Origin of the sequence: Mycobacterium sp. IEC1808 (genome assembly GCF_002101935.1) — a bacterium.
Classification (GTDB): Bacteria; Actinomycetota; Actinomycetes; order Mycobacteriales; family Mycobacteriaceae; genus Mycobacterium.
This window is the reverse complement of sequence record NZ_LQPV01000070.1, coordinates 19,096-43,243: the sequence shown is the minus strand read 5'-3', so window position 1 is coordinate 43,243 and position 24,148 is coordinate 19,096. Positions and strand designations below refer to the sequence as shown.

28 protein-coding genes are annotated in these 24,148 nt (G+C 69.9%); 6 read left to right on the top strand and 22 right to left on the bottom strand.

Annotated elements, in window-relative coordinates:
* Positions 1 to 8: 8 nt before the first annotated feature.
* From AWB92_RS28040 to AWB92_RS27985, 12 genes are all read right to left on the bottom strand, one after another.
* Positions 9 to 824: a type III pantothenate kinase gene (locus AWB92_RS28040; RefSeq protein ID WP_085191511.1), complete on the bottom strand. Its 816-nt coding sequence runs from the start codon at positions 822 to 824 to the stop codon at positions 9 to 11.
* A gap of 2 nt (positions 825 to 826) precedes the next feature.
* On the bottom strand, positions 827 to 1,246 hold the full coding sequence (gene panD / locus AWB92_RS28035; RefSeq protein ID WP_068185538.1) for an aspartate 1-decarboxylase: 420 nt from the start codon (positions 1,244 to 1,246) through the stop codon (positions 827 to 829).
* Positions 1,246 to 2,175: a pantoate--beta-alanine ligase gene (panC, locus tag AWB92_RS28030; protein WP_085191509.1), complete on the bottom strand. Its 930-nt coding sequence runs from the start codon at positions 2,173 to 2,175 to the stop codon at positions 1,246 to 1,248. Before panC ends, panD begins: the two co-directional genes overlap by 1 nt.
* A complete protein-coding gene (locus tag AWB92_RS28025) occupies positions 2,172 to 3,083 on the bottom strand; it encodes a DUF2520 domain-containing protein (protein ID WP_085191507.1) in 912 nt (303 codons plus the stop codon). Before AWB92_RS28025 ends, panC begins: the two co-directional genes overlap by 4 nt.
* A 114-nt stretch (positions 3,084 to 3,197) precedes the next feature.
* Positions 3,198 to 4,478, bottom strand: coding sequence for a DUF6779 domain-containing protein (locus AWB92_RS28020; protein ID WP_085191505.1), 1,281 nt, complete (start codon positions 4,476 to 4,478; stop codon positions 3,198 to 3,200).
* Between the two features lie 88 nt (positions 4,479 to 4,566).
* Positions 4,567 to 5,043 (bottom strand): DUF3180 domain-containing protein, encoded by a 477-nt coding sequence (locus AWB92_RS28015; protein WP_068128779.1) that lies wholly within the window; start codon positions 5,041 to 5,043, stop codon positions 4,567 to 4,569.
* Positions 5,043 to 5,594 (bottom strand): 2-amino-4-hydroxy-6-hydroxymethyldihydropteridine diphosphokinase, encoded by a 552-nt coding sequence (gene folK / locus AWB92_RS28010; RefSeq protein WP_085191503.1) that lies wholly within the window; start codon positions 5,592 to 5,594, stop codon positions 5,043 to 5,045. Before folK ends, AWB92_RS28015 begins: the two co-directional genes overlap by 1 nt.
* A complete protein-coding gene (gene folB / locus AWB92_RS28005) occupies positions 5,591 to 5,992 on the bottom strand; it encodes a dihydroneopterin aldolase (RefSeq protein ID WP_068185551.1) in 402 nt (133 codons plus the stop codon). Before folB ends, folK begins: the two co-directional genes overlap by 4 nt.
* On the bottom strand, positions 5,985 to 6,809 hold the full coding sequence (folP, locus tag AWB92_RS28000; protein WP_142282360.1) for a dihydropteroate synthase: 825 nt from the start codon (positions 6,807 to 6,809) through the stop codon (positions 5,985 to 5,987). Before folP ends, folB begins: the two co-directional genes overlap by 8 nt.
* A 5-nt stretch (positions 6,810 to 6,814) precedes the next feature.
* Complete coding sequence (gene folE, locus AWB92_RS27995) at positions 6,815 to 7,447, bottom strand: GTP cyclohydrolase I FolE (protein WP_085191501.1); 633 nt, start codon at positions 7,445 to 7,447, stop codon at positions 6,815 to 6,817.
* 15 nt (positions 7,448 to 7,462) lie between these two features.
* A complete protein-coding gene (gene ftsH, locus AWB92_RS27990; protein ID WP_085191499.1) occupies positions 7,463 to 9,838 on the bottom strand; it encodes an ATP-dependent zinc metalloprotease FtsH in 2,376 nt (791 codons plus the stop codon).
* A 219-nt stretch (positions 9,839 to 10,057) separates the two neighbouring features.
* Positions 10,058 to 10,459 (bottom strand): VOC family protein, encoded by a 402-nt coding sequence (locus AWB92_RS27985; RefSeq protein ID WP_085191497.1) that lies wholly within the window; start codon positions 10,457 to 10,459, stop codon positions 10,058 to 10,060.
* 78 nt (positions 10,460 to 10,537) lie between these two features.
* On the opposite strand from AWB92_RS27985, the gene AWB92_RS27980 reads away from it, so the two are divergent.
* From AWB92_RS27980 to AWB92_RS27970, 3 genes are read left to right on the top strand one after another with little or no spacing between them, the layout of a single operon-like run.
* Positions 10,538 to 11,503 carry an alpha/beta hydrolase gene (locus AWB92_RS27980; RefSeq protein ID WP_142282356.1) on the top strand — a complete coding sequence of 322 codons (966 nt, stop codon included), beginning with the start codon at positions 10,538 to 10,540 and terminating at the stop codon, positions 11,501 to 11,503.
* Entirely contained in the window at positions 11,503 to 12,693 is a 1,191-nt protein-coding gene (locus AWB92_RS27975) for an LLM class flavin-dependent oxidoreductase (protein ID WP_068104141.1), read from the top strand. Before AWB92_RS27980 ends, AWB92_RS27975 begins: the two co-directional genes overlap by 1 nt.
* Positions 12,693 to 13,706: a zinc-binding dehydrogenase gene (locus tag AWB92_RS27970; RefSeq protein WP_085191493.1), complete on the top strand. Its 1,014-nt coding sequence runs from the start codon at positions 12,693 to 12,695 to the stop codon at positions 13,704 to 13,706. The genes AWB92_RS27975 and AWB92_RS27970 overlap by 1 nt, the downstream gene beginning before the upstream one ends.
* Positions 13,707 to 13,757: 51 nt before the next feature.
* On the opposite strand, the gene AWB92_RS27965 is transcribed toward AWB92_RS27970, so the two are convergent.
* The 4 genes from AWB92_RS27965 to AWB92_RS31255 all read right to left on the bottom strand — a co-directional run bounded on the left by AWB92_RS27965 (position 13,758) and on the right by AWB92_RS31255 (position 16,410).
* On the bottom strand, positions 13,758 to 14,042 hold the full coding sequence (locus AWB92_RS27965) for a WXG100 family type VII secretion target (protein ID WP_085191491.1): 285 nt from the start codon (positions 14,040 to 14,042) through the stop codon (positions 13,758 to 13,760).
* A 29-nt stretch (positions 14,043 to 14,071) separates the two neighbouring features.
* Positions 14,072 to 14,368, bottom strand: a complete 297-nt coding sequence (locus tag AWB92_RS27960) for a WXG100 family type VII secretion target (protein ID WP_085191489.1) — start codon at positions 14,366 to 14,368, stop codon at positions 14,072 to 14,074.
* A gap of 78 nt (positions 14,369 to 14,446) precedes the next feature.
* Positions 14,447 to 15,565: a PPE family protein gene (locus tag AWB92_RS27955; protein ID WP_085191487.1), complete on the bottom strand. Its 1,119-nt coding sequence runs from the start codon at positions 15,563 to 15,565 to the stop codon at positions 14,447 to 14,449.
* A 29-nt stretch (positions 15,566 to 15,594) separates the two neighbouring features.
* Positions 15,595 to 16,410, bottom strand: a complete 816-nt coding sequence (locus AWB92_RS31255) for a PE family protein (protein WP_085191485.1) — start codon at positions 16,408 to 16,410, stop codon at positions 15,595 to 15,597.
* Between the two features lie 182 nt (positions 16,411 to 16,592).
* Here AWB92_RS31255 and AWB92_RS27945 point away from each other — a divergent pair, with 182 nt between their 5' ends.
* On the top strand, positions 16,593 to 16,946 hold the full coding sequence (locus tag AWB92_RS27945) for a hypothetical protein (protein ID WP_085191482.1): 354 nt from the start codon (positions 16,593 to 16,595) through the stop codon (positions 16,944 to 16,946).
* Between the two features lie 84 nt (positions 16,947 to 17,030).
* Positions 17,031 to 17,321 carry a hypothetical protein gene (locus AWB92_RS27940; protein WP_085191480.1) on the top strand — a complete coding sequence of 97 codons (291 nt, stop codon included), beginning with the start codon at positions 17,031 to 17,033 and terminating at the stop codon, positions 17,319 to 17,321.
* A 15-nt stretch (positions 17,322 to 17,336) separates the two neighbouring features.
* On the opposite strand, the gene AWB92_RS27935 is transcribed toward AWB92_RS27940, so the two are convergent.
* Entirely contained in the window at positions 17,337 to 18,560 is a 1,224-nt protein-coding gene (locus AWB92_RS27935) for a PPE family protein (RefSeq protein WP_085191478.1), read from the bottom strand.
* 13 nt (positions 18,561 to 18,573) lie between these two features.
* The gene (locus AWB92_RS27930) at positions 18,574 to 18,873 is read right to left on the bottom strand and encodes a PE family protein (RefSeq protein WP_085191476.1); all 300 of its coding nucleotides are present in this window, start codon (positions 18,871 to 18,873) and stop codon (positions 18,574 to 18,576) included.
* A 293-nt stretch (positions 18,874 to 19,166) separates the two neighbouring features.
* Here AWB92_RS27930 and AWB92_RS27925 point away from each other — a divergent pair, with 293 nt between their 5' ends.
* Complete coding sequence (locus tag AWB92_RS27925; protein WP_085191474.1) at positions 19,167 to 19,877, top strand: SIMPL domain-containing protein; 711 nt, start codon at positions 19,167 to 19,169, stop codon at positions 19,875 to 19,877.
* 108 nt (positions 19,878 to 19,985) lie between these two features.
* Here AWB92_RS27925 and hpt read toward each other — a convergent pair whose 3' ends face one another.
* The 4 genes from hpt to dacB are packed head-to-tail and all read right to left on the bottom strand — an operon-like array spanning position 19,986 to position 24,034.
* Positions 19,986 to 20,597, bottom strand: a complete 612-nt coding sequence (hpt, locus tag AWB92_RS27920; protein WP_068189422.1) for a hypoxanthine phosphoribosyltransferase — start codon at positions 20,595 to 20,597, stop codon at positions 19,986 to 19,988.
* A gap of 43 nt (positions 20,598 to 20,640) precedes the next feature.
* Positions 20,641 to 21,600 (bottom strand): tRNA lysidine(34) synthetase TilS, encoded by a 960-nt coding sequence (gene tilS / locus AWB92_RS27915; RefSeq protein ID WP_085191472.1) that lies wholly within the window; start codon positions 21,598 to 21,600, stop codon positions 20,641 to 20,643.
* Positions 21,579 to 22,652: a zinc-dependent metalloprotease gene (locus tag AWB92_RS27910; protein ID WP_085191676.1), complete on the bottom strand. Its 1,074-nt coding sequence runs from the start codon at positions 22,650 to 22,652 to the stop codon at positions 21,579 to 21,581. The genes tilS and AWB92_RS27910 overlap by 22 nt, the downstream gene beginning before the upstream one ends.
* Complete coding sequence (dacB, locus tag AWB92_RS27905) at positions 22,649 to 24,034, bottom strand: D-alanyl-D-alanine carboxypeptidase/D-alanyl-D-alanine-endopeptidase (RefSeq protein ID WP_142282355.1); 1,386 nt, start codon at positions 24,032 to 24,034, stop codon at positions 22,649 to 22,651. Before dacB ends, AWB92_RS27910 begins: the two co-directional genes overlap by 4 nt.
* Positions 24,035 to 24,148 lie beyond the last annotated feature (114 nt).

The window sequence follows — 24,148 nt, the reverse complement described above, 5'->3', positions numbered from 1 at the left end:
ACTGCGACTTAGCGCGCCGTCTTCAGCCGGCCGCGCTCGGCGTCGCGGTTGCGTTCGAAGACCAGCTGCAGGCCGTGCAATGTCAGGTGCTGGTCGTAGTGGTTGACGGTGTGCAGTTCGGGCAGCAGCAGCGGCGCGGTGTGGCCGGTCGCCACGACGGCCACGTCATCGCCGGCGAAGCCGTCCACGTCGTCGCGGATGCGCCGGACCAAACCGTCGACCAGACCGGCGAAGCCGAAAACGGCACCGGCCTGCATGCATTCGACGGTGTTCTTGCCGACCACCGATCGGGGCCGGGTCAGCTCGACGCGGCGCAGCGCCGCGGAGCGGGCGGCGGCGGCATCGGACGAAACCTGCACACCCGGGGCGATGGCGCCGCCGAGAAACTCGCCCTTGGCCGACACCACGTCCACACAGATCGACGACCCGAAATCGACGACGATGGCCGCCTTGCGGTACTTGTGAAATGCCGCCAGGCAGTTGACGATCCGGTCCGCGCCCACCTCTTTCGGATTGTCGACCAGCAGCGGGATCCCGGTGCGCACCCCCGGCTCGATGAGCACGCTGGGCACCGACGGCCAGTACTGGTCGAGCATGACCCGCACCTCGTGCAGCACCGACGGGACGGTCGACAGTGCGGCGGCACCGGTGAGGCGCTCGGAATCGTCACCGATCAGGCCGTCGATGGTCAGCGCGAGCTCGTCCGCGGTGACCTCGGACTCGGTGCGAATGCGCCACTGCTGCACGACCTTTGCGTGCTCTTTGGATCCCGACAGCAGTCCGACGACGGTGTGCGTGTTGCGGACGTCGATGGCCAGCAGCACGGCTAACTCGCGACTATCCGGGGGTCGAGCAGCTCCGCCGCATCAGCGGGCACGAAGGCCGGGTCGTCGCCGAGGTCGATCGGCTTGTTGTCCGCGTCGACGAACACGATCCGCGGCCGGTAGGCGCGCGCCTCCGCGTCTTCCATCGTCCCGTAGGCGATCAGGATCACCAGGTCGCCCGGGTGCACCAGATGCGCTGCGGCGCCGTTGATTCCGATCACGCCGCTGCCGCGTTCGCCGGTGATCGCGTAGGTGACCAGGCGGGCGCCGTTGTCGATGTCCACGATGGTCACCTGCTCGCCCTCGAGCAGGTCCGCGGCGTCCATCAGGTCGGCGTCGATGGTCACCGAGCCGACGTAGTGCAGGTCGGCCTGCGTCACCGTGGCGCGGTGGATCTTCGACTTCAGCATGGTCCGTAACATCAATTCCTCCAATGAGATTCGAGGGTCTCCCGATAAGCGTCCGGCCCCGAGGGTGCCGGCGGTGTTGCTCCTATTTCGATGGCGATGTTGTCCAGCAGTCGGGTGCTGCCCAGGCGGGCGGCGATCAGCAGCCGGCCGGGCGCGCCGGGCCGCAGCGGGCCCAGGTTCGCGTCGCGCAGTTCCAGGTAGTCGACGCTGATCGCCGGCACGGCGTCCAGCACGGCGTTAGCGGCGTTCAGCGCCGCCTGCGCGCCCGTGGGCGCGGCGTGCGCCGCCGCCGTCAGCGCCGCCGAAAGGGTGCCGGCCAGCTCGCGTTGCGCCGGGTCCAGGTAGCGGTTGCGCGACGACATCGCCAGGCCGTCGTATTCGCGCACGGTGGGCACGCCGACCACCGCCACGTCGATGTTGAGGTCGGTCACCATCTGGCGGATTAGGACCAGCTGCTGGTAATCCTTCTCGCCGAAGAAAATCCGGTCCGGGTGCACGATCTGCAGCAGCTTGCACACTACGGTCAGCACGCCGGCGAAATGGGTCGGCCGCGCGCCGCCCTCGAGTTCGGCGGCCAGCGGGCCGGGGTGCACGGTGGTGCGCAGGCCGTCGGGGTACATCGCCGCCGCGGTGGGCGCGAACACGATCTCGACGTCCTCGCCGCGCAGCAACGCGACGTCCTCATCGAGGGTCCGGGGGTAGGCGTCCAGGTCTTCCCCGGCCCCGAACTGCAGCGGGTTGACGAAAATCGAGACCACGACCACCGAGCCGGGGACCCGCTTGGCGGCCCGCACCAGGGCGAGGTGCCCGTCGTGCAGGGCGCCCATGGTGGGCACCAGCATCACGCGCCGGCCGGTGTGGCGCAGCGCGCGGCTGACGTCGGCGACGTCGCGCGGCGCCGAGTAGACGTTGAGTTCGCCGGGCTTGAAGGTGGGCGTCATCGCGCCAGCACCTCGAGGACGTCGGCGGGTGCGTGCGCGCGCTGAGCCGTCCGCAACGCGTTGACCCGGTACGCCTGGGCCAGGTCGGGGTCGACGTCGGCCAGCGCGGCCAGGTGCTCGGCGACGGCGGCGGCGTCACCGCGGGCGACCGGCCCGGTGAGGGCGCCCTGCCCGCGACGCAGGGTGTTCTCCAGCGCCGCCCGGGCCAGCGGTCCGACGATGCGCTCGGCGAGGCCGCCCGGCTGGTCGTCGACGCTCTGTTGGCCGAGCAGTTCGCTGCCGCGCAGCGCGGCCCGCAACGCCTCGATCGCGTCGGCGAGCACCGTCACGATGTGGTTGCCCGCGTGCGCCAGCGCGGCGTGATAGAGCACTCGGGCTTGCTCGGGGACGCAGAACGGCTCCCCGCCCATCTCGAGGACCAGCGACTGCGCGATCGCGTACCCGACCTCGTCGGCCGCGGTGATCCCGAAGCAGGTGTCGGGCAGCCGGCTGATGTCCTCGTCGGAGCCGGTGAACGTCATGGCGGGGTGAATGGCCAATGGGATGCAGCCGTCGTGGCTCAGCGGCGCCAGTATCCCGACCCCGTTGGCTCCGGAGGTGTGCGCGACGATCGTGCCGGGGCGCACGGCCGCGGTCGCCGCCAGCCCGGACACCAGGCCGGCGAGTTCGCTGTCGGGAACCGCCAACAGCAGCAGCTCGGCGTTGGCGGCCACGTCCGGCGGCGATGCCACCGGCGTATCGGGCAACCTGTGTTGCGCCCGCTGGCGCGATGCGTGCGAGACCGCGCTGCACGCCACGACGACGTGGTCGGCGCGCTCCAGCGCGACACCGAGCGCGGAGCCCACGCGCCCGGCGGAGATGATTCCCACCTTGAGCCGGGCCGGGCGCAGTCCGTCGAACTGCTCCATCGCAGACGACCTCATAGCTTTCTTGGTTCGTTCCAGTCCCATGCGCGGGTACCGGACGGTCACTAAGACTTTAGTCGATTCTCAGTGCAGGCCCAATGTGAGGAAGCTCCCAGCTCAGCCGTCGCGGCGACGGCGGCGACCGCCGCCGGAGGGCTCGACCTGCAGCCGCGCCAGCAGTTCGGCCACGGACTGGCCGCCGCTGGGCGGGCTGTCGTCCGCTCCATCCGAGCCCCGGGCCAGGGGGTCGGTGCCGCGATGCCGGGGCGCGGCCTCGGCGTGTGGCGGAGGGGCCATCTGCGGTGGTGGCGGCGGCGCGGCGGGCGGCGGCGGTCCCGGTTGCGGCGGGGGCGGCGGCGCGGGCTCGTTCGTCGCCGTGGGGGTACCGCCCGCTTGCGGGGGAAAGTTGCGCACGCCGTAGTCGCGATATTCCGCCGAGTGGCGCGACCGCGCCCGCCGGCCGGTCTCGCCATAGGGCGGTGCCTGCGGGTGCTCGAAGGGCGAGCCATCCAGGGTTTCCTCGGCGCCGTAATGACGGGCGCGCCGCCCGCCCGGCGATTCGGCACCCGCGGCGGTGGGCTGCCAGTCCTGCATCTGCGGCTGCGGCTGCGGCTCTGGTCGGGGCGGGGGCGGCGGCTGGCGTTGCTCGTATCTCGGCTGCTCCGGCGCCGGCGGCGGCGTCATGTACGGCGGCTCCTGGGAGACGACGTACCGCGCGTCTTGGCGGACGTCGTAACCGAACCGCTCGCGCAGGGGTGGCGGCTGCCGGGGCGGTAGCAGCGGCTCCTCGGGCACGTCGATGATCGCGGCTTCGTCCGGGTGGCCGGGCGGGTTGTCCCGGGCGACCGACGCGACGCGATCGCTGGGCACCCAATCCGGGTTGCTCTCGCCGTTGCGTTCCCACTCGCTGTATGCCCGGCCGCGGGGCGCCTCGGTCTCGTGGGTCTCGATCGCGGGGCGCTGCTGTAAGTCGGTGTCGAACAGGATCTCGAGGCTGGTGCGCAGGGCGCTCAGTTCGGCGCGCAGCGCCGCCAGGTCGTCCTCGGCCTGGGCGCGCAGCTCGGATGCCAGCTCGCGGCGCAGCTGCGACTCCACGGTCAGCTCGTATTCGCGGCGGGCCGAGATTTCCCGGTCCAGCTGCAGGTCGTAGACCAGCTTCAGGTCCCGGACGCGGGACTGGTCCGCATCGCTTTGGCGGCGGTAGAGCACCGAAACGAAGGCGCCGGCGACTGCGGCCCACAGCGCCAGGATTACAGCGAGCTTGAGCAGTTCCACCCGATTGGTGAAAACCAGTGCGGAACTGGCTCCCATCGCGAGGACCAGCAACGCCGTCAAGAGCACCCACCCCGGCCTGCGGCCGCCGCGCCGAACCCGGGCGCCGCGGGACAGAACGGTCATGGCCTGAGAGTACCTGCGCGAGGTCACTCCGCGTGTCGCGCGGCACCGGCGATTCCCAACCCCGTTGAGCGCCGGGCCGCCGGGAGCGTCAGGTTTCCGCACCCTCACCGTGCTCGGTCGGATCCTGCGGAGACTTGCAGCAATGCTGCAGCCACAGCGCGGCGACGACCAACGCCAGCGCGCTGACGGCGGCCACCACCGTGCCGGGGGTGTCGTGCTCAGCCGCCCGCAGCCACGACCGCCGCGGCAGGAAGTACACCAGCACCCCGGCCCACCAGCCCAGCACCAGCGCGCCCACCCAGGCGGACGCCTTGGCCACCACCACGCTGCGCGCCACCGCCAGCGGGTGAAGCCAGCCGGGCCCGGCGCCGATTTCGCCGTCGTTGATCTTGACCCGCACATAACGCGCCCAGAGCGCCTCGGCGATGGCCACACCGAGCAGCGGCAGCCCGGTCAACACCGTGATGGGCGGGAACCAGCGATACAGCGAGACGACCAGCAGGTAGCCCAACACCGCAGCGCCGACCACCGCGGCCGTCAGGTCACGCTTGCGGGTCGGGCCCATCAGGCGTCCGATTCCGGGTTTCTGCCGAGCTCGAGCGTCAGGTTGGACAGCCGAACGCCGGCCCGGTCGGCCGGGTCGAGCTCGGCAAGCAGCTGCGCGACGGGGCGGCGCCCCTCGGCCACCGTCAGGCGCGCGTCCGGCTCGATGGCCAGCCACGGCACCATCACGAAGGCGCGCAGGTGGGCCAGCGGGTGCGGCAGCGTCAGGTTGGGCTCGCGGGTGATCACTTCCGTGTCGCCGTCGGCGTAACAGGCAACCAGGTCGACGTCGAGGGAGCGCGGGCCCCAGCGCTCGCCGCGGATCCGTCCCGCCGCCCGCTCGAATTCCTGCGCCCGGCTCAGCCAGGCCTGCCCGTCGCACGCGGGGTCGTCGGCGACGAGCACCGCGTTGAGAAACGGGGCCTGATCCACCCGGCCCCAGGGATCGGTCTCGTAGATGGGAGACACCGCGACGACGGCGGCCCCCCCTTTCTGGAGCCCGTCGACGACCGACTGCAGCCGGGCCAACCGGTCGCCCAGGTTGGACCCGATGGACAGCACGACGCGCGTCACACTGCCCCACCGGCCGGGATCACCGAACCGCGACCGCCGCGCCGCGACCGCCGCACCACGACGGCCACGTCGGCGAACTGCTGCGGGATGGGGGCCTGCGGCTTGTGCACGACCACCTCGACGGCGTGCACGCGCCCGTCGTCCATCACCCGGTCGGCGATCTCGGCCCCGACCGTTTCGATCAGCTTGCGCGCCGGCCCGCCGACGATGTCGGCGGCCAGCTGCGCCAGCGCGCCGTAGTCGTACGTGTCGGACAGGTCGTCGCTCGCGGCGGCGTCGGCCAGGTCGATCCACACGGTGATGTCGACGACGAAATCCTGGCCGGTGGCGCGCTCGTGTTCGAAGACCCCGTGCCGGCCGCGAACGGCCAAGCCGCGCAACTCGATTCGATCAGCCATTCTGAGTCCAGGCCTCGACAACCTTGAGGGCATCGACGGAGGCGCGCACGTCGTGCACCCGCACGCCCCATGCCCCGTGCAGGGCGGCCAGCGCGGAGATCACCGCGGTCGCCGTCTCGCGCCCGTCGGGCGGTCGCGGCGACCCGTCGGGTCCGGCCAGCAAGGTGCCGAGAAACCGCTTGCGGGACGCGCCCAACAGGACCGGAATCCCGGTGGCCACCAGCTGCGGCAGCGCGTGCAGCAGCGCCCAATTGTGTTGCCCCGTCTTGGCGAATCCCAGGCCGGGGTCGATCACCAGCTTGTCGGGATCGACACCGGCGGCCACCGCGTCGTCCACGGTGGCGAGCAGCTCACCGCGCACCTCGGCCACCACGTCGCGGTAGTGCGGGGCCTCGTGCGGGCGCTCGGGCGACACCGGCCGCCAGTGCATCAGCACCCACGGCACGCCGGCCTCGGCGAGCAGCGGGGCCATCGCCGGGTCGGCGCGACCACCTGACACGTCGTTGACGATCCGCGCGCCGCTCTGCAGCGCGGCCCGCGCGACGTCGGCGTGCATGGTGTCAATGCTGACGGTAATGCCTTGCGCGGCAAGTTCTTTGACGACGGGCACCACTCGCGACGCCTCGACCCGCGGGTCGATGCGGACGGCCCCGGGCCGGGTCGACTCGCCTCCGACGTCGACGATGCCCGCGCCCTCGGCGACCATCGCCAGGCCATGGGCGACGGCGTCGTCGGCATCGAGGTAGCGCCCGCCGTCCGAGAACGAATCGTCGGTGACGTTGAGGACTCCCATCACCTGCACGGGCATCGGCCTCAAAGGGCTCACTTGCGCAAGATGAGATCGAGCGCTTCGGCCCGGGAGGCGGGACTGGTCTTGAAGATGCCACGGACCGCCGAGGTGGTGGTGACGGCGCCGGGCTTGCGGACGCCGCGCATCGCCATGCACAGGTGCTCCGCCTCGACGACGACGATCGCCCCGCGCGGATCGAGCTTCTTCACCAGGGCGTCGGCGATCTGGCTGGTGAGCCGCTCCTGAACCTGGGGCCGCTTGGCGTACAGGTCCACCAGTCGGGCGATCTTGGACAGGCCGGTCACCCTGCCGTCGCGGCCGGGGATGTAGCCGACGTGGGCCACCCCGTGAAACGAGACCAGGTGATGCTCGCAGGTCGAGTACAGCGGAATTTCCTTGACGATCACCATCTCGTCATGGTCCTCGTCGAACATGGTGTTCAGGACGCTGTCGGGGTCCGTGTAAAGCCCGGCGAACATCTCCCGATATGCGCGCGCGACGCGGGCGGGGGTGTCTTGCAAGCCATTTCGATCGGGGTCTTCCCCGATCGCATAAAGCAGCTCGCGGACCGCCGCCTCGGCGCGTTGCTGGTCGAACGCCCGGATGCGCGGAGTCGCCTGGTGGGTACCCGGCCCTAAATCGGGCTCCAAATCCGGGAGAGCCATCGAATCCTCCGTTCGTCAGCCGTGCGCCGGCGGGTTGGACCGGCTCACGTCGTCATCCTCTTTCTCCGGAGACTTTCCGGCATCCGGATGGGATTGACCGGGCGGCGGATAGGGCGGGTACGGCGGGTAGGGCGGATGGGCCGGCGGGCCCGGCTGGCCCGGATAGCTCGGCACCGGCTGCGGCCAATACGGCTGCTGCGGGGGCTGCGCGGGCGGATACCAGTAGTTGGGCTGGTGTTGCTGCTGTTGGGGCGGCGGCCATCCCGGCGCATACCAGCCCGCCGGCGCACCGTAGTCCGGCTGGGTCGGACCGTGCGGAGCGGGCTCTCGATTGCCTCCGGGCTGGCCGCCGTGAGAACCGTTGGGGCCGTTGGCGTTTCTGTCGGCCTCCGCGCGGGCGGCCTCGGCGGCCTCGCTGGCCGCGGCGATGGCCGCCTTGAAGGCCGGCTCGGCGACCGGTGGCGGCCACGGCTCGCCACGCTCCATGGCCAGCTCGCCGGGCGTCTTGATCGGCGGCTTGTCCGAGGGGATGCGGCCCCCGAAGTCGTCGAACATGGTTAGCCGCGGGCGCTTTTCGACGCCGGAGAAGATGCCCTCCAGCTCGGGCCGGTGCAAGGTTTCCTTCTCCAGCAGTTCACCGGCCAGCGTGTCGAGCACGTCGCGGTATTCGGTGAGGATTTCCCAGGCCTCGGTGTGCGCGGCCTCGATCAGCTTGCGCACCTCGTCGTCGATGTCGCGGGCGACCTCGTGGGAGTAGTCGGCCTGCGTTCCCATGGTGCGACCCAGGAACGGGTCGCCGTGCTCGGTGCCGTACTTGACGGCGCCCAGTTTGGAGCTCATCCCGAATTCGGTGACCATCGAGCGCGCGATCTTGGTGGCCTGCTCGATGTCGGACACGGCGCCCGTGGTGGGCTCGCGGAACACCAGTTCCTCGGCGGCGCGCCCGCCCATCGCGAACACCAGCTGGGCGATCATCTCCGAGCGGGTCCGCAGGCCCTTGTCTTCCTCGGGCACCGCCACCGCGTGCCCGCCCGTGCGTCCGCGGGCCAGGATCGTCACCTTGTAGACCGGGTCGATGTCCGGCATCGCCCAGGCCGCCAGCGTGTGCCCGCCCTCGTGATAGGCGGTGATCTTCTTCTCCTGCTCGCTGATGATCCGGCCCTTGCGGCGCGGGCCGCCGATCACCCGGTCCACCGCCTCTTCCAGTGCGGGGCCGGTGATGACGGTGCCGTTTTCGCGCGCGGTCAGCAGCGCCGCCTCGTTGATGACGTTGGCCAGGTCGGCGCCGGTCATGCCGACGGTCCGCTTGGCCAGCCCGTCCAGGTCGGCGTCCGGGGCGATCGGCTTGCCCTTGGAGTGCACCCTTAAGACGGCCCGGCGGCCGGCCAGGTCGGGGTTGGAGACGGGGATCTGGCGGTCGAAGCGGCCGGGCCGCAGCAGCGCCGGGTCGAGGATGTCGGGGCGGTTGGTGGCCGCGATCAGGATGACGCCGGCGCGGTCGCCGAAACCGTCCATCTCGACCAGCAACTGGTTGAGCGTCTGCTCGCGCTCGTCGTGGCCGCCGCCCAGCCCGGCGCCGCGCTGGCGGCCGACCGCGTCGATCTCGTCGACGAAGATGATGCACGGGCTGTTCTGCTTGGCCTGCTCGAACAGGTCTCTCACGCGCGACGCGCCGACACCCACGAACATCTCGACGAAGTCGGAGCCGGAGATCGTGAAGAACGGCACCCCGGCCTCGCCGGCGACGGCGCGGGCCAGCAGCGTCTTGCCGGTTCCGGGCGGGCCGTAGAGCAGCACGCCCTTGGGGATCTTGGCGCCCAGTGCCTGGTACCTGCTGGGGTTCTGCAGGAAGTCCTTGATCTCGTAGAGCTCCTCGACCGCCTCGTCGACGCCCGCGACGTCGGCGAAGGTGGTCTTGGGCATGTCCTTGTTGAGCATCTTCGCCCGGGACTTGCCGAATCCGAAGCCCATCCGGGCGCCGCCCTGCATGCGGGAGAACATCACGAACAGGCCCACCAGCAACAGCAGCGGCAGCACGTAGACGAGCAACTCGCCCAGGATGCTGCCCTCGTTCACGACGGTGCTGACCTTCGCGTTCTTGGTGTTGAGCGCGTTGAACAGGTCGACCGCGTATCCGCTCGGGTATTTGGTGATGACCTTGTCGGAGTTGTCGGTGTCCTTGTTGCCCTTCTTCAAGGTCAACCGCAGCTGCTGCTCGCGATCGTCGATCTGCGCGCTCTTGACGTTGTCGCCGCTGATCTGGGCCATCGCCACCGAGGTGTCGACGGGCTTGTAACCGCGGGTGTCGTCGCTAAAGTAAAAAAACGACCAACCCAGCAGCACCACAACGGCGATCGCCGTGAGGGTGCGAATCACGTTTTTCCGGTTCATCAATCATCGGCCTCGTCGGCCAGGTCCTTCCCCGATACACGAAGCTGCAAATGTCCAGGCTACCGCTAGCGGCTGCTGCCAGCCCCGGCAGAGCCGGGAGGCAGCGGCACGCCACCGTCTTCACGAATCAACGAGCGGCAGTTCCCGAATGTCACGCCAGCGTGGCTTTGAACGGCCACAGTCGCGCTGGCGTGACGCTCGGCACACCCACCCGAGCCGTCACTCGTAGTAGCGGGCCTCGACGACGTTGCCGTCCGGGTCGGCGAAGTAGTACGTCTGCGGTGACCACCCTCGGGCCCCGAAGCTGTGGGTGAGCCGTGCGCCGGTGTCCACGCCGGCGGCTTGCAGGCGCTCATCCAACGCGTCGTATTCGGCTTTCGACAGCGCGAGGCAGACGTGGTTGACGGGGTGGCCGGCACTTCCCTCGGCCACCGCGGACGAGGCCATCTCAACCGGCATCAGATCGATGATGGAGTCGTCGCACACCCGCACGCTCGGGAACGGCGCCTCGCCGGCCTCGAACTCCGCGAAACGTTCCGGCGTCAGCCCGACCACTCTCGTGTAGAAATCCACCGCCGCGCGCGCGTCCCTCGTCCAAAGAACCACGTGGTCCAATCGCATGCCCAAATTATGGGGCGGATTACACAGGCGATAAAGAAAGGCCTTCTCTGCCCGGTGTCCTTGTGATTTGGTGAAACCGTGCTTTCGTCAACCCAGCGGTTAGTAGACACAAATGGCGTGCAATTGCGGGTGACCGAGGCGGGAGATCGCGGCGCGCCCGTGGTGATCCTGGCCCATGGCTTTCCCGAGTTGGCCTATTCATGGCGACACCAGATACCGGTCCTCGCCGAGGCCGGCTATCACGTTCTGGCACCCGATCAGCGCGGCTACGGTGGATCGTCGCGTCCGGACCCGATCGAGGCGTACGACATTCACGAGTTGACCGCCGACCTGGTCGGATTGCTCGACGACGTCGGCGCCGAGCGCGCCGTCTGGATCGGACACGACTGGGGCGCGCCCGTCGCGTGGCATGCGCCGCTGTTGCACCCCGCCCGGGTCGCGGCGGTCGCCGCGCTCAGCGTTCCGGCGCTGCCCCGCTCGCAGGTGGCGCCGACGCGGGCGTGGCGCAAGCTCTTCGGTGAAAACTTCTTCTACATTCTCTACTTCCAGGAGCCCGGCGTCGCCGACGCCGAACTCGGGGGCGACCCCGCCCGCACCATGCGACGGATGATGGGCGGCCTCAACGGTTCCGGCGGCGCGGACGCGCTGCTGCGGATGGCCGCCCCCGGGCCCGAAGGCTTCATCGATCGGCTTCCCGAGCCGGACGGGCTGCCGGATTGGATCAGCCAGGACGAGCTCGACCATTACATCGCGGAGTTCTCCCGTACGGGATTCACCGGCGGCCTGAACTGGTACCGAAATTTCGACCGCAACTGGGAGACCACGGCCGATCTCGACGGCGCGAAGATTGGCGTGCCGTGCCTCTTTATCGCCGGAACCGGCGACCCGGTGCTGTCCTTCACCAGTCGCGACCGCGTTTCGGAGGTGATCTCCGGCCCATACCGCGAGGTGCTGATCGAAGGGGCCGGACATTGGCTGCAGCAAGAACGGCCCGACGAAGTCAACGCGGCACTGCTCGAGTTCCTCAAAGGAGTGGAATGGTAATGGGTGTCCCGCTGCGTTTCGGCGTCTTCATCACGCCTTTTCATCCGACCGGCCAATCCCCCACGGTCGCTTTGGAATACGACATGGAGCGCGTCGTCGCGCTGGACCGCCTCGGCTTCGACGAAGCCTGGTTCGGCGAGCACCACTCGGGTGGCTACGAGCTGATCGCCTGCCCGGAAGTGTTCATCGCCGCCGCGGCGGAGCGCACGAAGCACATCCGGCTGGGCACCGGAGTGGTGTCGCTGCCCTACCACCACCCGCTGATGGTGGCCGACCGCTGGGTGCTGCTGGACCACCTGACCCGCGGCCGGGTCATGTTCGGCACCGGGCCCGGCGCGCTGCCGTCGGACGCGTACATGATGGGCATCGACCCGGTCGATCAGCGACACATGATGCAGGAATCCCTCGAGGCGATCCTGGCGCTGTTTCGCGCGGGTCCGTCCGAACGGGTCGACCGGCACACCGACTGGTTCACGCTGCGCGACGCCCAGTTGCACATCCGCCCTTTCACCTGGCCTTACCCGGAGATATCTACGGCGGCAATGATTTCCCCGTCCGGCCCGCGGCTGGCCGGCGCGTTGGGCACGTCGCTGCTCTCGCTGTCGATGTCCGTGCCGGGCGGTTACGCCGCGCTGGAGAACACCTGGGAGGTGGTGCGCGAGCAGGCCGCCAAGGTCGGCCGCGACGAGCCAGACCGGACTTCGTGGCGCGTCTTGAGCATCATGCACATTGCCGACAGCCGTGAGCAGGCCATCGAGGATTGCACGTACGGGCTACAGGATTTCGCGAACTACTTCGGCGCGGCGGGCTTCGTGCCGCTGTCCAACGAGGTCGACGGCGAGGCGCAGACGCCGTATGAGTTCGTGGCGGACTATGCGGCCAAGGGAAATTGCTGCATCGGCACGCCGGACGACGCGATCGCGCACATCGAAGACCTGCTCGAACGGTCGGGCGGCTTCGGGACACTGCTGATGCTCGGACACGACTGGGCCTCACCGGAAGCGACGTACCACTGCTATGACCTGATGGCCCGCAAGGTGATTCCCTACTTCAAGGGACAGCTCGAGGCCTCGCGGTCGTCACACGACTGGGCCAGGGGCATGCGCGACCAATTGATCGGGCGCGCCGGCGATGCCATCGTCAAGGCCATCACCGAGCACGTCGACGAACAGAAAGGCGTGGAAAGCTGATGCGCGCTGCGGTGTTACGAGACGGACGGATGGTCTACCGCGACGACGTGCCCGAACCGGTGCCGGGCCCGGGTCAGGTGCTGGTCGGCGTGCGGGCGTGCGGAATTTGCGGCTCCGACTTGCATTTCGCCGCCCACGGCGACGAGGTGATGGAGATGACGGCCCAGGTGGCCGCCGACGCCGGTGGCATGGGCGTCGACCTGAACAGCGACGTCTACATGGGTCACGAGTTCAGCGCCGAGGTGCTCGAAGCCGGACCGGATACGGACACCCATCCGCCGGGAACCATGGTGACCTCGATTCCGGTTCTGTTGTCTCCCAAGGGCGTCGAGCCGATCGTCTACAGCAACAGCACGATCGGCGGCTACGCCGAACGGATGCTGCTCTCGGCGCCGCTGCTGTTGCCCATCCCCAACGGCCTCGACTACAAGCATGCCGCGTTGACCGAACCCATGGCGGTGGGATTGCACGCCGTCAACAAGTCCAACATCACGCCGGGCGAGACCGCCCTGGTGCTCGGTTGCGGTCCGATCGGGATCGCGATCATCGCCGCCCTTCGAGCGCGCGGCGTGGAAACCATTGTGGCATCCGACTTTTCCCCGAAGCGGCGCGAGCTGGCCACCGCGATGGGCGCGCACCGGACGTTGGACGCGGCCCAGGGCTCACCCTTCGACTCCGTCAAGGCCGCGGTCGTGTTCGAGGCGATCGGCGTCCCGGGAATCATCGATGACGTGCTGCGCCGCGCGCGGCCCGGCACCCGCCTGGTTGTCGCGGGGGTGTGCATGCAGGCCGACACCGTGCATCCCTTCTTCGCGATCGCCAAGGAGATCAGCGTGCAGTTCGTCCTCGCCTACAACCCGGAGGAGTTCGGCGACTCGTTGCGCGCGCTGGCCGAGGGCGAGATCGACGTCACGCCGGTGATCACCGGGGAGGTCGGGCTCGACGGCGTCGGCCAGGCCTTCGACGACCTGGCCGACCCCGAGCGGCACTGCAAGATTCTCGTGACGCCTTAGCCCGATGGTGGCGACCCGCCGCGCCCGGCTTCGCCGCGCTTGCGATCGCCACTAGCCCCAGCTGGATCCGACAGTGCTGTCGGTGCTGGCCATGTTGCTTCCGGCCGCCTGCACCTTCTGGCCGTGGGCGTTGGCCTGTTCGTAGATCACCTGGAAGTTGCGGCCCAGCTCGGTGACGAACTGCTGGCAGGCCGTCGAGCCGGCGCCGCCCCAGAAGTCCCCGGCGGCAAGCACATCGCGAACGATGGCCTGGTGTTCGGCTTCCAGTGACGCGGCCTGCGCGCGGATGGTGGCGCCGTGCGCGTCGACATCACCGAATTGATAGTTGATGGTCATGCGAGTCTCTCCTGCTCTTGATCGGTTGGCTAGCTGCCCAGCGCCTGCTGGGATGCCTGTTCTTGCTGCTCGTAGTTGTTGGCGTCGCGGACCAGGCCGTCGCGCACCCCGTGCAGCATGGTGACGATGTTGCGGAAGGCCTGATTCATCTGGCCCATGGTGTCCAGCGAGGTCGCCTGCGCCTGGCCGCTCCAGCCCACGCCGGAGATGTTCTGCGAGGACGCCCACATCTTGCGGGCCTCGTCCTCGACGGTCTGGGCGTGGACCTCGAAGCGGCCAGCCATGTCCCGCATTGCGTGCGGATCGGTCATGAATCGTGTGGTCATGTCATGTCTCCTTCGGAAAGAGTTGTGATGTCTGCAAATTGGTTATCGGTGAACTGTGGAACCGCCCCCTCCCTTCGGTCATCCGACCACGCGAGGGAGCACGCTGACGCGTGGCATTTCGGCGGCACCGGATGCACGCATCTCCATGCCGGCGACCGTGGTGGCGGGAAGGCCGCGGGCCATCATCGGCGACGCCGCGGGGGCGCCCGCTATCGGTGACACGGCCGGCGCCTCGGCGGCCGGAGCCGACGCCGGCGTCCAGCCCGAGGGCACCGACAGACCGCCGACCGAACTGGCCTGGCCCATCGCCGCCGCCGGCGCCAGGTGGGCGGGAACCTGCATCTCCGGCATCACGCGCATCGTCGGCACGGCGGGCGTCGCGGGCATGAACGCCGGCCGCACGGTCGGGGCGGGCGCGACCGTCGGCGCCATAACGCCCGGGTTCGGCGTCGTCGCTCCCGGCGTGCCCGCGCCCTGGCCGAGCGGCGCGCTGAGCAGCTGCGCGAATTCGCCTATGCCGGACTGCAAGCCACTTATCAGCGATGGTCCGGCCGCGTTGAGTTCCGACGGAATCGCCGACAGCCCCATGAGCGCTTGGCTGGCCAGGCCCTGCGCGGCACCCTCCAGATTGCTGACGGCCGTTCCGATGGCGCGGCCGGCCAGGCCCACCAGGTTCGTGGTGACCGGTGCCGTCGCCATCGGGGCCAGCGCGGACGCCGTCGTCGACGACGCGGCGTAGGCGTACATCGCCGCGGCGTCTTGGGCCCACATCTCGGCGTACTGCGCCTCGGTGGCGGCGATCGCCGGGGTGTGGATGCCCATGAAGTTGGTCGCAACCAGGGTCATCAGCGTGGCGCGGTTGGCGGCGATCAGCGGCGGCGGGACGGTGGCGGCAAAGGCCGCTTCGTGCGCGGCGGCCGCGGCGGCTGCCTGCATCCCGGCCTGCTCGGCCTGCGCGGCGGTGCTGTGCATCCACGCCACATATGGCGCGGCCGCGCCGGCCATCGCGACCGATGACGGGCCCTGCCAACCGGCGTCAGCAAGCTCCAAGATCACCGACCCGTAACTTGTTGCGGCCAAACGCAACTCGGCGGCCAACCCGTCCCAGGCCGCCGACGCGGCCAGCATCGGCGCAGAGCCGGGGCCCGCATACATCAGCGCGGAGTTGATCTCTGGAGGCAACGCGGCGAAGTCCATTGGTAAATCCCTTCTTTGAGTGGTTGTTGCTAGGCGCGCGCCAGGGCCTGGGTGGGGCCGGCGGGTGACGGGTGCGCGGGCACGTAGTGCTCGGGGTGAACGGTCCCCGGGTAATTCGGAGTGGGCTGAACGGTCACCGGTTGAGCGGGCATCGCCGGCGCGGTCGCCGGGCTGAGGGGCGTGGCGGGAGCATGCTGAGTCGGTGCCGGGCGGACGGGCGCGGCGGGCGCTGGATGGGCGGGAGCGGGGTGGGCCGGCGCAGCGGGCGCCGCATGGGCGCCGTAGCTGAAGCGCGCATAGGGATCCACGCGACCGCCGCCGTAGTTGCCGCGGGCGTAACCGCCACCATGCATAGCTTGGTGAGCGCCGCCGTAGCCGCCGGCGTAACCGCCGTAACCGCCGCCATACGACGCCCGACCCGCGGGTGCCGCGCCATAGACCGGGGTGGCCGGCGGCGTGGGGGCGGGCCGAGGGGGCGCGACGTGCGTCATGCGGGCGGGCGCGGTCGGCGCCATGCGCGGGGGCGCGACGTGCGCCACCCGGACACCTCCGGCCTGCCCGGCGTTCGCCGCCTCGGTGGCGGCATACGAGTTGGCGGCGAGGCCCAGCGCGTGGACGAACTCTTCGTGGATCAAGGCCGCCTCGGCGCTGATCGTCTGGTAGAGCTGGCCGTAACCGGAGAAGGCCGCCGCCGTCGCCGCCGAGACCTCGTCGGCCGCGGCCGGGATGACGCCCGTGATCGGGAATGCGGCGGCCACGTTGGCCGCGCTGACGGCGGAGCCGATAACGTGCAGCCGGCCGGCCGCCGCTTCCAGCAGCTCCGGCACGGTGACGACAAACGACATGTGGTGTTCCTCCTGATGCGAACCGCGGTGCCGAAGTCCGGCACTGGCTGACGTTGTGGGGACACTGTGTCATAAATTATGAATCGCTGTCTAGTCTTATGCGGATAATTCTTGAAACAAGTCAATAACTCGCAGTTCAGGACGCTTTGACCGTGTTTTGGCATCCGGTTACTCTGGGAGGCATGCCGAGAACCAACGCCGCCGGATGGGGGTTGAAGCGCCTGCTCGAGGCGACGCTGAATCGCGACATCACCATCGAGCAGTTGCGCGACGCCTGTGGCGTCACGAAGGGCCGGTGGTACGGCGGCGTCGGGCGGGCGAACGCCGACGACTTTCCGGACGCCGAGGAGGCCCGGCGCGCGGCACATGCCTTCGGGCTGAGCGCCACGTGGCTGCAGGTCGAACTCGGCCTCATCACGCTCGACGACGTGCGCGGGGCCCTGGACGAGTCGAGGTCCCTGGACCCGTTCCAGGTCACCACCCGTCAGCGCGTGCTGCAGGTCCCGAATCCACCGGCGGAGCCGCCGCGCGACTAGCTAAGCGGTAGCGTCATTGTCACTGGTTGGGCTGTCGAGTTACTGGCATGCCGAGCACCCGGCGTGATGTGACGGGAGGGAACCATGAAGCACTGCATCGTCGGCGGCCTGGCCGTGGTGCTGATGGCCGGGGGGCTGATCGGGTCGGCGCCGCCGGCCGGCGCCGGCTGCGTGTACGGGGGACCCGTCATCAGCAAGTGCGACGACCCCATCCAGCCCGACGGCACCTGGCAACGTTGTGTCACCTTCACCCATCTGATACCCAGCGGCGCCAGTTCCTTCCTGGTGCCCGAAAGGCGCTGCGATCTGATGGGACCCGGTCAGAATCCCGGGGGTTTCGGCTTCGCCGACCCACCGACGCACCTCGACGGCTGATACTCCGCTCCGGCGTCATCCCCCGACCGACGGTGCAGGCACCACCGTCGGTTTGAATCCGTACCGGGGAGCGGCGAAGTGGGCGACGCCGCGGCCGCCCCCACTACCCATCAGCGGCACACCGCCAAGGGCGCTGGTGGCGGGCTCGGCGGCAGCGGCGGCCCCGAGGCCGTTGAGCGTGACGACGGCCGGGCTGGCCGGGGGAGTCACACCGGCCCAGGACGCCGGGACCGACAGTCCCCCAACCGCAGTCGCCCTGCCGATGGTTCCGGCGGTGCCGCCCACGGCGCCGGAAACGGCGCGTGGCACCGACTCGACGGCCTTGGCGGCGCCCTCGGCGGCCTTGGCGGCCTGCGGCATCGCCGCCTGAGCCAGGCCCTGGATGTCCTTGAATGCCGTGGTGAAAAGCCTTGTGGGAGAGATCAATCGGATGAAGGCGTCGAAGCCCGAGCTGGCATCGACGGTTGCCGAACCGGTCAGGCCCTCGACCAGGTCCCCCAGCGCTCCGGCCACGATGATGCCGTCGCCGTTGCTGTTCCAGGCGTGCCCGGTCAGGCCGAGCGCGGCGGCGGGGTTGACCAGCCAGGGCGGCGAATTCGTCAGACCGGCCAGACCCAGCAGCACGTTGGGAATCCCGTAGATGCCCTGCCCGCCGGTGGCCGCCGCGGCGGCTTGGGCGACCGCGGCGGCCTGCGCGCCCAGGCCCGACGGATCGGTGGCGGGGGCCGCCGGGCCGAACGGCGTCAACGCCGAGGCCGCCGCCGACGAACCGGCGTAGCCATACATCGCGGCCGCGTCCTGTGCCCACATCTCGGCGTACTGCGCCTCGGTGGCCGCGATCGCCGCGGTGTTCTGACCCAAGAAGTTCGTCGCCAACAAGGACACCAACAGCGCGCGGTTGGCCGCGATCACCGGCGGTGGCACGGTGGCCGCAAACGCCGCCTCATACGCACCGGCCGCGGCCGCGGCTTGGGTCGCGGCCTCCTCGGCCTGCGCGGCGGTGCCGCTCAGCCATCCGACCTGGGAACCGGCCGCGGTCGCCATCGCCGCCGCAGCCGGCCCCTGCCATGGCCCATCGGTCAGGCCCGTGATCAGCGACCGGTAGCCCGACGCCATCGTGTGCAGCTCGGTGGCCAGCGCTTCCCAGGCGGTCGCGGCATTGAGCATGGGCGTCGAGCCGGGACCCGAGTACATCAGCGCGGAGTTGATCTCCGGCGGTAGCTGCGCGAAATCCAGCATGGCTGCCTCTCGCCTAGCCGACCGCGTTGGTGTTGGCGGCTTCGGTGGCCTCGTACGAGCCGGCGCTGACGCCGAGCGTGGTCGCCAGCAGCTCCCGCATTGCGGCGGCTTGAGCACTGACCTCTTGGAAAATCCTTGCATGCGAAGCGAACTGCGCCGCGGTCAGCATCGACACCAGGTCCGCCGCGGCGGGGACGACCCCGGTCGTCGGGGCGGCAGCGGCGGCATTTCCCGCCCGCACCAACGCATTCAGCGCATGCATTTCGTCCGCGGCGGCCGCGAGCGTGGCGGGCTGCGTGATCACGATCGACATGTGTCCTCCCAAAACTTAATTCGATCAAAGGATTTCGGTCACCGAGGGCGGCACCGAAGCAGCTCAGAGGTTAGGCCCGACCCAGCCGGTCACCGCAACCCCCCTGGACCGTATTCATTGGCGGGTAGGGAACTGTTCACTTAACTGCGCCAGTGTGCTGCGACTTATGGAGACTGAATGAAAGACGTTGCAAACCAATATGATTAGAGTTCGACATGAACTTCGGTCGGATTGCCACGACACGCGGTAGGCTTTGCCGACGATAAATGCGCGGCCGGGCGTAGGGTCCACACATGGTCCGCAAATCGATCGCTTTGGCCGCCGCCGGCTTGACCGTCGCCGCATTGTCGGCGTGCGACAAGCACACTGCCGCACCGGCGCCCGGGGCTAACCCGCGTCAGGTGACCGTCGTCGGCTCGGGACAGGTCCAGGGCGTCCCGGACACGTTGACCGCCGATGCCGGCATCGAATTCACCGCACCCGACGTCACCGCCGCGATGAACCAGACCAACGATCGTCAGCAGGCGGTGATCAACGCGCTCGTCGGCGCGGGCCTGGACCGCAAGGACATCAGCACCACCGCGGTCACCCTGGAACCCCAATACGGCAGCGGCACCGCGACGATCACCGGCTACCGCGCGACCAACGCGATCCGGGTCAAGATCCACCCGACCGACGCCGCGTCGCGGATGCTGGCCCTCATCGTCACCACCGGCGGCGACGCCACCCGGATCAGCTCGGTCAGCTACTCCATCGCCGACGACTCGCAGCTGGTCAAGGACGCCCGTGCGCGGGCATTCGACGACGCCAAGGCCCGCGCCGACCAATACGCCCAGCTGTCCGGCCTTCGGCTGGGCCGGGTGCTGTCGATTTCGGAGGTGTCCGGCAGCCAGCCCATGCCAGGTGGGCCACCGGCGCCGCCCCGGAGCACGGCCGCGGTCCCGCTCGAACCCGGCCAGCAGACCGTGAGTTTCTCGGTGACCGCGGTGTGGGAGCTGGACTAAGGGTCTTTCGTCGAGATCGACGGTGGCGCGGAAAAGTTCGAGTGACTTGCACGCCAGCGTCGATCTCGCTGTCCGGAATACTTATCGGACACGCCGACCAACCGCTAACTACTGCTCGTAGACCCGGGGATCCAGGGTGCCGATGTAGGACAGGTCCCGGTAGCGCTCGTCGTAATCCAGGCCGTAGCCGACCACGAAGTCGTTGGGAATGTCGAAGCCCACGTAAGCGATCTCGACTTTGGCGCGCATCGCGTCTGGCTTGCGCAGCAGGGTGCACACCCGCAACGAACGCGGATGCCGGCTCTTGAGGTTGCGCAGCAACCACGACAGGGTCAGCCCCGAGTCGACGACGTCCTCGACGATCAGCACGTCGCGATCGTGAATGTCGCGGTCCAGGTCCTTCATGATGCGCACCACGCCCGACGAGGACGTCGAGGAGCCGTAGGAGCTGACGGCCATGAATTCGAACTGGGTGGGCACCGGGATGGCGCGGGCCAGGTCGGTGACGAAAATCACCGCGCCCTTGAGCACGGTGATCAGCAACAGATCCTCGCCGGTCTGGGCGGCAAGCTCGCGGTAGTGGTTGCCGATCTCCTCGCCGAGTTCGGCGATGCGCGCCTGAATCTGCTCCGCGGTGAGCAGCACCGACTTGATATCCCCCGGGTACAGCTCCACAGGCTGCGCGGGGGTGACAGCCGGGGAGATCTGGGCCACGCCCACAGAGTGCCACGCCAACGGCCGAATAACCAATGACCGCCCCCGTTTACACAGGCTCGCGCCACATCGTCAGCACGCCGTCGCGCCGCCCGGCGATCAATCGCTCGCCGCGCAGCGCGGAGCCCACCGCGACCCCGCCCTGCCCGCGCCACGCCGTGACGAGCGTGTCGACGCCGCGAATCTGCTTGTCGGTCAAGCCGGTCGCGCCCCCGGACAGCAGCCAGCCGCGGATCACCCGCCGTCGAACCGGGTCCGGCAGCGCGGCCAGCTCCCCGGCCTGAAGGCCCGCCCCCGCCCGCACCCCGGGCAGCGCCTGCGCGGCCAGCGCATCGATCAGCTCGGTGTCCTCGCGCAACGCGGTCGCGGTGCGCGCCAACGCCTCGGCCACGCCGCCGCCCAGCACGTCCTCCAGCAGGGGCAGCACCTCGAGGCGCAGCCGGGTCCGGGTGAAGCGGCGGTCGGTGTTGTGCGGATCCTGCCAGGCGGTCAACCCCAGTTCCGCGCACGCGGCGTGGGTCGCGGATCGCCGCACCCCCAGCAGCGGCCGGCACCACGGCGGATCGTGCGGCCGCATGCCGGCGATCGAGCGGCCCCCGGAGCCGCGGCCCAGACCCAGCAGCACCGTCTCCGCCTGATCGTCGAGCGTGTGCGCCAACAGCACCGGGCCGTCGCCGGTGGCGCTCAGTGCGGCATAGCGGGCCGCGCGGGCTGCCGCCTCCGGGCCGCCGTCCTTGCCCACCTCCACGCAAAGCACTTGGGCGTCAACACATCCCAGCGCGAGCGCCTGCTGCCGCGCGGTCTCGGCGACGGCGGCCGACCCGCGTTGCAGGCCGTGGTCGACGATCACGGCGGTGGTGGGGTGGAGCGGGGCGGCGACCGCGGTGAGCGCCAGCGAGTCGGGACCGCCGGACAGCGCCACGCGCCACCGCTTGCAGGTGGCGAGATAGGTGTTGGCGAAAGCCTCGACAGCCGTGCGCAGCTGCCCTACAGCACCCTGTCGATCCATCGCTGGGGGTCTTCGATTTCGGCGGGCAGCGGCAGCGTTTCGGGGCCCGACCAGATGGTGTTGAACCGCTGCATCCCGACCTTGCCCACGACGTGGTCGACGAACGCCTTGCCGCGGGTGTACTGGCTGAGCTTCGCGTCGAGCCCGAGGAGCGCGCGCAGCAGCCGCTGCAGCGGCGGCTGCTTGCGGTGGCGGCGCTCGTCGAATCGGCGGCGGATGGTGGCCACCGACGGCACCACGACCGGCCCGACGGCATCCATCACGTGATCGGCGTGGCCCTCCAGCAGCGTCCCGAGCACCAGCAGCTGATCCAGGGCCTCGCGTTGCGGCTCGGACTGCACGGCGCGCACCAGGCCGAGGATCCCCGAGGAGGTGCCGTCCGACGCCGCAGACCCGTCCGCACCGTTGCCGCGGTTGCGGACGAATTCGGCCAGCCGGGTCGCCACCTCCCGCATGTCCTCGCCCGCGTCCTGCGTCAGCAGTCCCAGCGCCGTGGACATGTAGTCGGACAACCACGGGTTGGCGGTGAACTGGACCCGGTGGGTCACCTCGTGCAGGCAGACCCAGAGCCGGAAGTCGGACGGATCGACGCGAAGCTGGCGCTCGACGGCGATGACGTTGGGATAGACCAGCAGCAGGCTGCCCTGTTTCGCGGCCGCGAACGGGTCGTACTGGCCGAGGATCCCCGACGACACGAACGCCAGCACGGCGCCCGTCTGCGCGCCGGTGATGCGGCCGGTGAAAAACCCGCGCGGCTTGTCGGTTCCGTTGGTCATCACTCGCATCGACTCGGCGGCCGCGCCGATCCACTGCAGGCGGTCGACGATTCGGGCCGGCGGCACGTCTCCCTTGTTAAAGCCGTCGGTGATCAGGCCGGTGACTTCGCGCACGGGCGGTTCGGCTTTGGCGGCCGCGCTGGTCAGCTCGTCGATCACCTGGCGGCGGGTGTAGTCACTGGCCGCCGGGCCGGGCCGGGCCAGGCGCTGGCCGACCGTCGCCGCGAACTGCCAGTCGACGGCGGTCCCGAGGGTCAGGCCGGACGAGGCGGTCATGCGCACCCGCAGAACCACAGCTTGGTGGCCAGGGCGTCCATCGCATTGCGGCCGTTCGGGCCCGCGTCGTTGGACAGGAACGCGAACGTGAGCACCCTCCCGCTGTGGTCGGTCAACACGCCGACCAGCGAATTGACCGCGGTCAACGAGCCCGTTTTGGCGCGCAGCCAGCCTGCGGGACCGCGGTCGGTGGCGGCGTCGAGGAACCGGTCGCCCAGCGTCCCGCTGCCGCCGGCGATCGGCAGCAGGTCCAGCAGCGCCCGCAGCGCCGGCTGGTCCGGGCCCGCAGCCGCCTGCACCACTCCGTCGAGCGTCTTGGCGGTCAGCCGGTCGTCGACCGAAAGCCCGCTGGAATCGACCAGCCTGGCTCCGGCGGTGTCGACGTGCGCGGTGCTCAACCGGTTGGTCACCGCGTCGACGGCCCCGGCGAAGCTCTGCGGCCGGTTGATCGCGGCGGCGACCTCGCGGGCGATGCACTCGGCCAGCACGTTGTCGGAGTGGTCCATCATCTCGGACAGCCGCTGGACCAGCGGCGCGGACTGCACGACGGCCAGCTGCCGCGCGCCGGAGGGCGCTGTGGCGATCGTCACCGCGCCCGGGTCCAGGCCGAGGGCCTTGGCCAGCTCCCGGCCGGCGTCCAGCGCCGGCGTTTTCGACCGCCGCGAGTTGACCGTGGTCGGCTGGATGCGGCCGGCGTCGATCATCACCGACTCGATCGGCGCGATGTCGCCGTTGTCGACGTCGGCCGGGTCCCAGCCCTGCGCCATCGTCGGACCGCTGAACGCGGAGATGTCCACCTGCACCGCGGTCGGGGTGACCCCGCTGCGGCGCACCTGCTCGGCGAGGTCGCTGATGCGCGCCGCACCGCGGTACCAGGTGTCCACACCCGGCGGCGCGGCCGACAGCACCGGATCACCCGCGCCGACCAGCACGACGGGCCCCTGGGCGTTCTGGCTGCCCGCGACCACCCGGGTGCTGATCCGGGCCTGACGGTCCAGCGTCAGCAATGCCGCCGCCGCGGTCAGGACCTTGTTGGTCGACGCCGGCACCAGCGGCAGGTCGTCGGCCACCCGCCAGAGTTCCTTGCCGGTGATGGCGTCGGTGATCCGGCCACCCAGCCGGCCCAGGTTGGGATCGGCGGCCGTCGGCGCCAGCGCGGCGGTCACCCCGGCGGGGGTGGGCGTCTCGGCGGTGTCGGCGACCGGGACCATGCCCGGCTTGACCGTCGGCGGGCGCGGCGGCGGCACCGGCACATGCGCGGCGCCGGCGCCGTGACCCCCCATGGTGAAAAACGTTGCCGCAGCCACCACCGCGGCGACGAACGCCAGCACGGCCAATCCGATGAACACCTGGGTGGATTTCCGCCAGCGAGTAGGACCCATCACTCTCCTGACTGTTTGAACCCATTCTGCCGAATCGGCCGCGATGCCCTCGACTAGGGTGATGCCCGACCCAACCGACCGACCCAGGTCCACCCCTCGTGAAGGAGCCCGCGC

Bases quoted from the DNA above. Each gene is read 5' to 3' on its own strand.
- panD (WP_068185538.1), bottom strand. From the start codon at position 1,246: ATGTTACGGACCATGCTGAAGTCGAAGATCCACCGCGCCACGGTGACG.
- panC (WP_085191509.1), bottom strand. From the start codon at position 2,175: ATGACGCCCACCTTCAAGCCCGGCGAACTCAACGTCTACTCGGCGCCG.
- AWB92_RS28025 (WP_085191507.1), bottom strand. From the start codon at position 3,083: ATGGAGCAGTTCGACGGACTGCGCCCGGCCCGGCTCAAGGTGGGAATC.
- AWB92_RS28020 (WP_085191505.1), bottom strand. From the start codon at position 4,478: ATGACCGTTCTGTCCCGCGGCGCCCGGGTTCGGCGCGGCGGCCGCAGG.
- AWB92_RS28015 (WP_068128779.1), bottom strand. From the start codon at position 5,043: ATGGGCCCGACCCGCAAGCGTGACCTGACGGCCGCGGTGGTCGGCGCT.
- folB (WP_068185551.1), bottom strand. From the start codon at position 5,992: ATGGCTGATCGAATCGAGTTGCGCGGCTTGGCCGTTCGCGGCCGGCAC.
- folE (WP_085191501.1), bottom strand. From the start codon at position 7,447: ATGGCTCTCCCGGATTTGGAGCCCGATTTAGGGCCGGGTACCCACCAG.
- ftsH (WP_085191499.1), bottom strand. From the start codon at position 9,838: ATGAACCGGAAAAACGTGATTCGCACCCTCACGGCGATCGCCGTTGTG.
- AWB92_RS27985 (WP_085191497.1), bottom strand. From the start codon at position 10,459: ATGCGATTGGACCACGTGGTTCTTTGGACGAGGGACGCGCGCGCGGCG.
- AWB92_RS27975 (WP_068104141.1), top strand. From the start codon at position 11,503: ATGGGTGTCCCGCTGCGTTTCGGCGTCTTCATCACGCCTTTTCATCCG.
- AWB92_RS27970 (WP_085191493.1), top strand. From the start codon at position 12,693: ATGCGCGCTGCGGTGTTACGAGACGGACGGATGGTCTACCGCGACGAC.
- AWB92_RS27965 (WP_085191491.1), bottom strand. From the start codon at position 14,042: ATGACCATCAACTATCAATTCGGTGATGTCGACGCGCACGGCGCCACC.
- AWB92_RS27960 (WP_085191489.1), bottom strand. From the start codon at position 14,368: ATGACCACACGATTCATGACCGATCCGCACGCAATGCGGGACATGGCT.
- AWB92_RS27955 (WP_085191487.1), bottom strand. From the start codon at position 15,565: ATGGACTTCGCCGCGTTGCCTCCAGAGATCAACTCCGCGCTGATGTAT.
- AWB92_RS31255 (WP_085191485.1), bottom strand. From the start codon at position 16,410: ATGTCGTTTGTCGTCACCGTGCCGGAGCTGCTGGAAGCGGCGGCCGGC.
- AWB92_RS27945 (WP_085191482.1), top strand. From the start codon at position 16,593: ATGCCGAGAACCAACGCCGCCGGATGGGGGTTGAAGCGCCTGCTCGAG.
- AWB92_RS27940 (WP_085191480.1), top strand. From the start codon at position 17,031: ATGAAGCACTGCATCGTCGGCGGCCTGGCCGTGGTGCTGATGGCCGGG.
- AWB92_RS27935 (WP_085191478.1), bottom strand. From the start codon at position 18,560: ATGCTGGATTTCGCGCAGCTACCGCCGGAGATCAACTCCGCGCTGATG.
- AWB92_RS27930 (WP_085191476.1), bottom strand. From the start codon at position 18,873: ATGTCGATCGTGATCACGCAGCCCGCCACGCTCGCGGCCGCCGCGGAC.
- AWB92_RS27925 (WP_085191474.1), top strand. From the start codon at position 19,167: ATGGTCCGCAAATCGATCGCTTTGGCCGCCGCCGGCTTGACCGTCGCC.
- tilS (WP_085191472.1), bottom strand. From the start codon at position 21,600: ATGGATCGACAGGGTGCTGTAGGGCAGCTGCGCACGGCTGTCGAGGCT.
- AWB92_RS27910 (WP_085191676.1), bottom strand. From the start codon at position 22,652: ATGACCGCCTCGTCCGGCCTGACCCTCGGGACCGCCGTCGACTGGCAG.
- dacB (WP_142282355.1), bottom strand. From the start codon at position 24,034: ATGGGTCCTACTCGCTGGCGGAAATCCACCCAGGTGTTCATCGGATTG.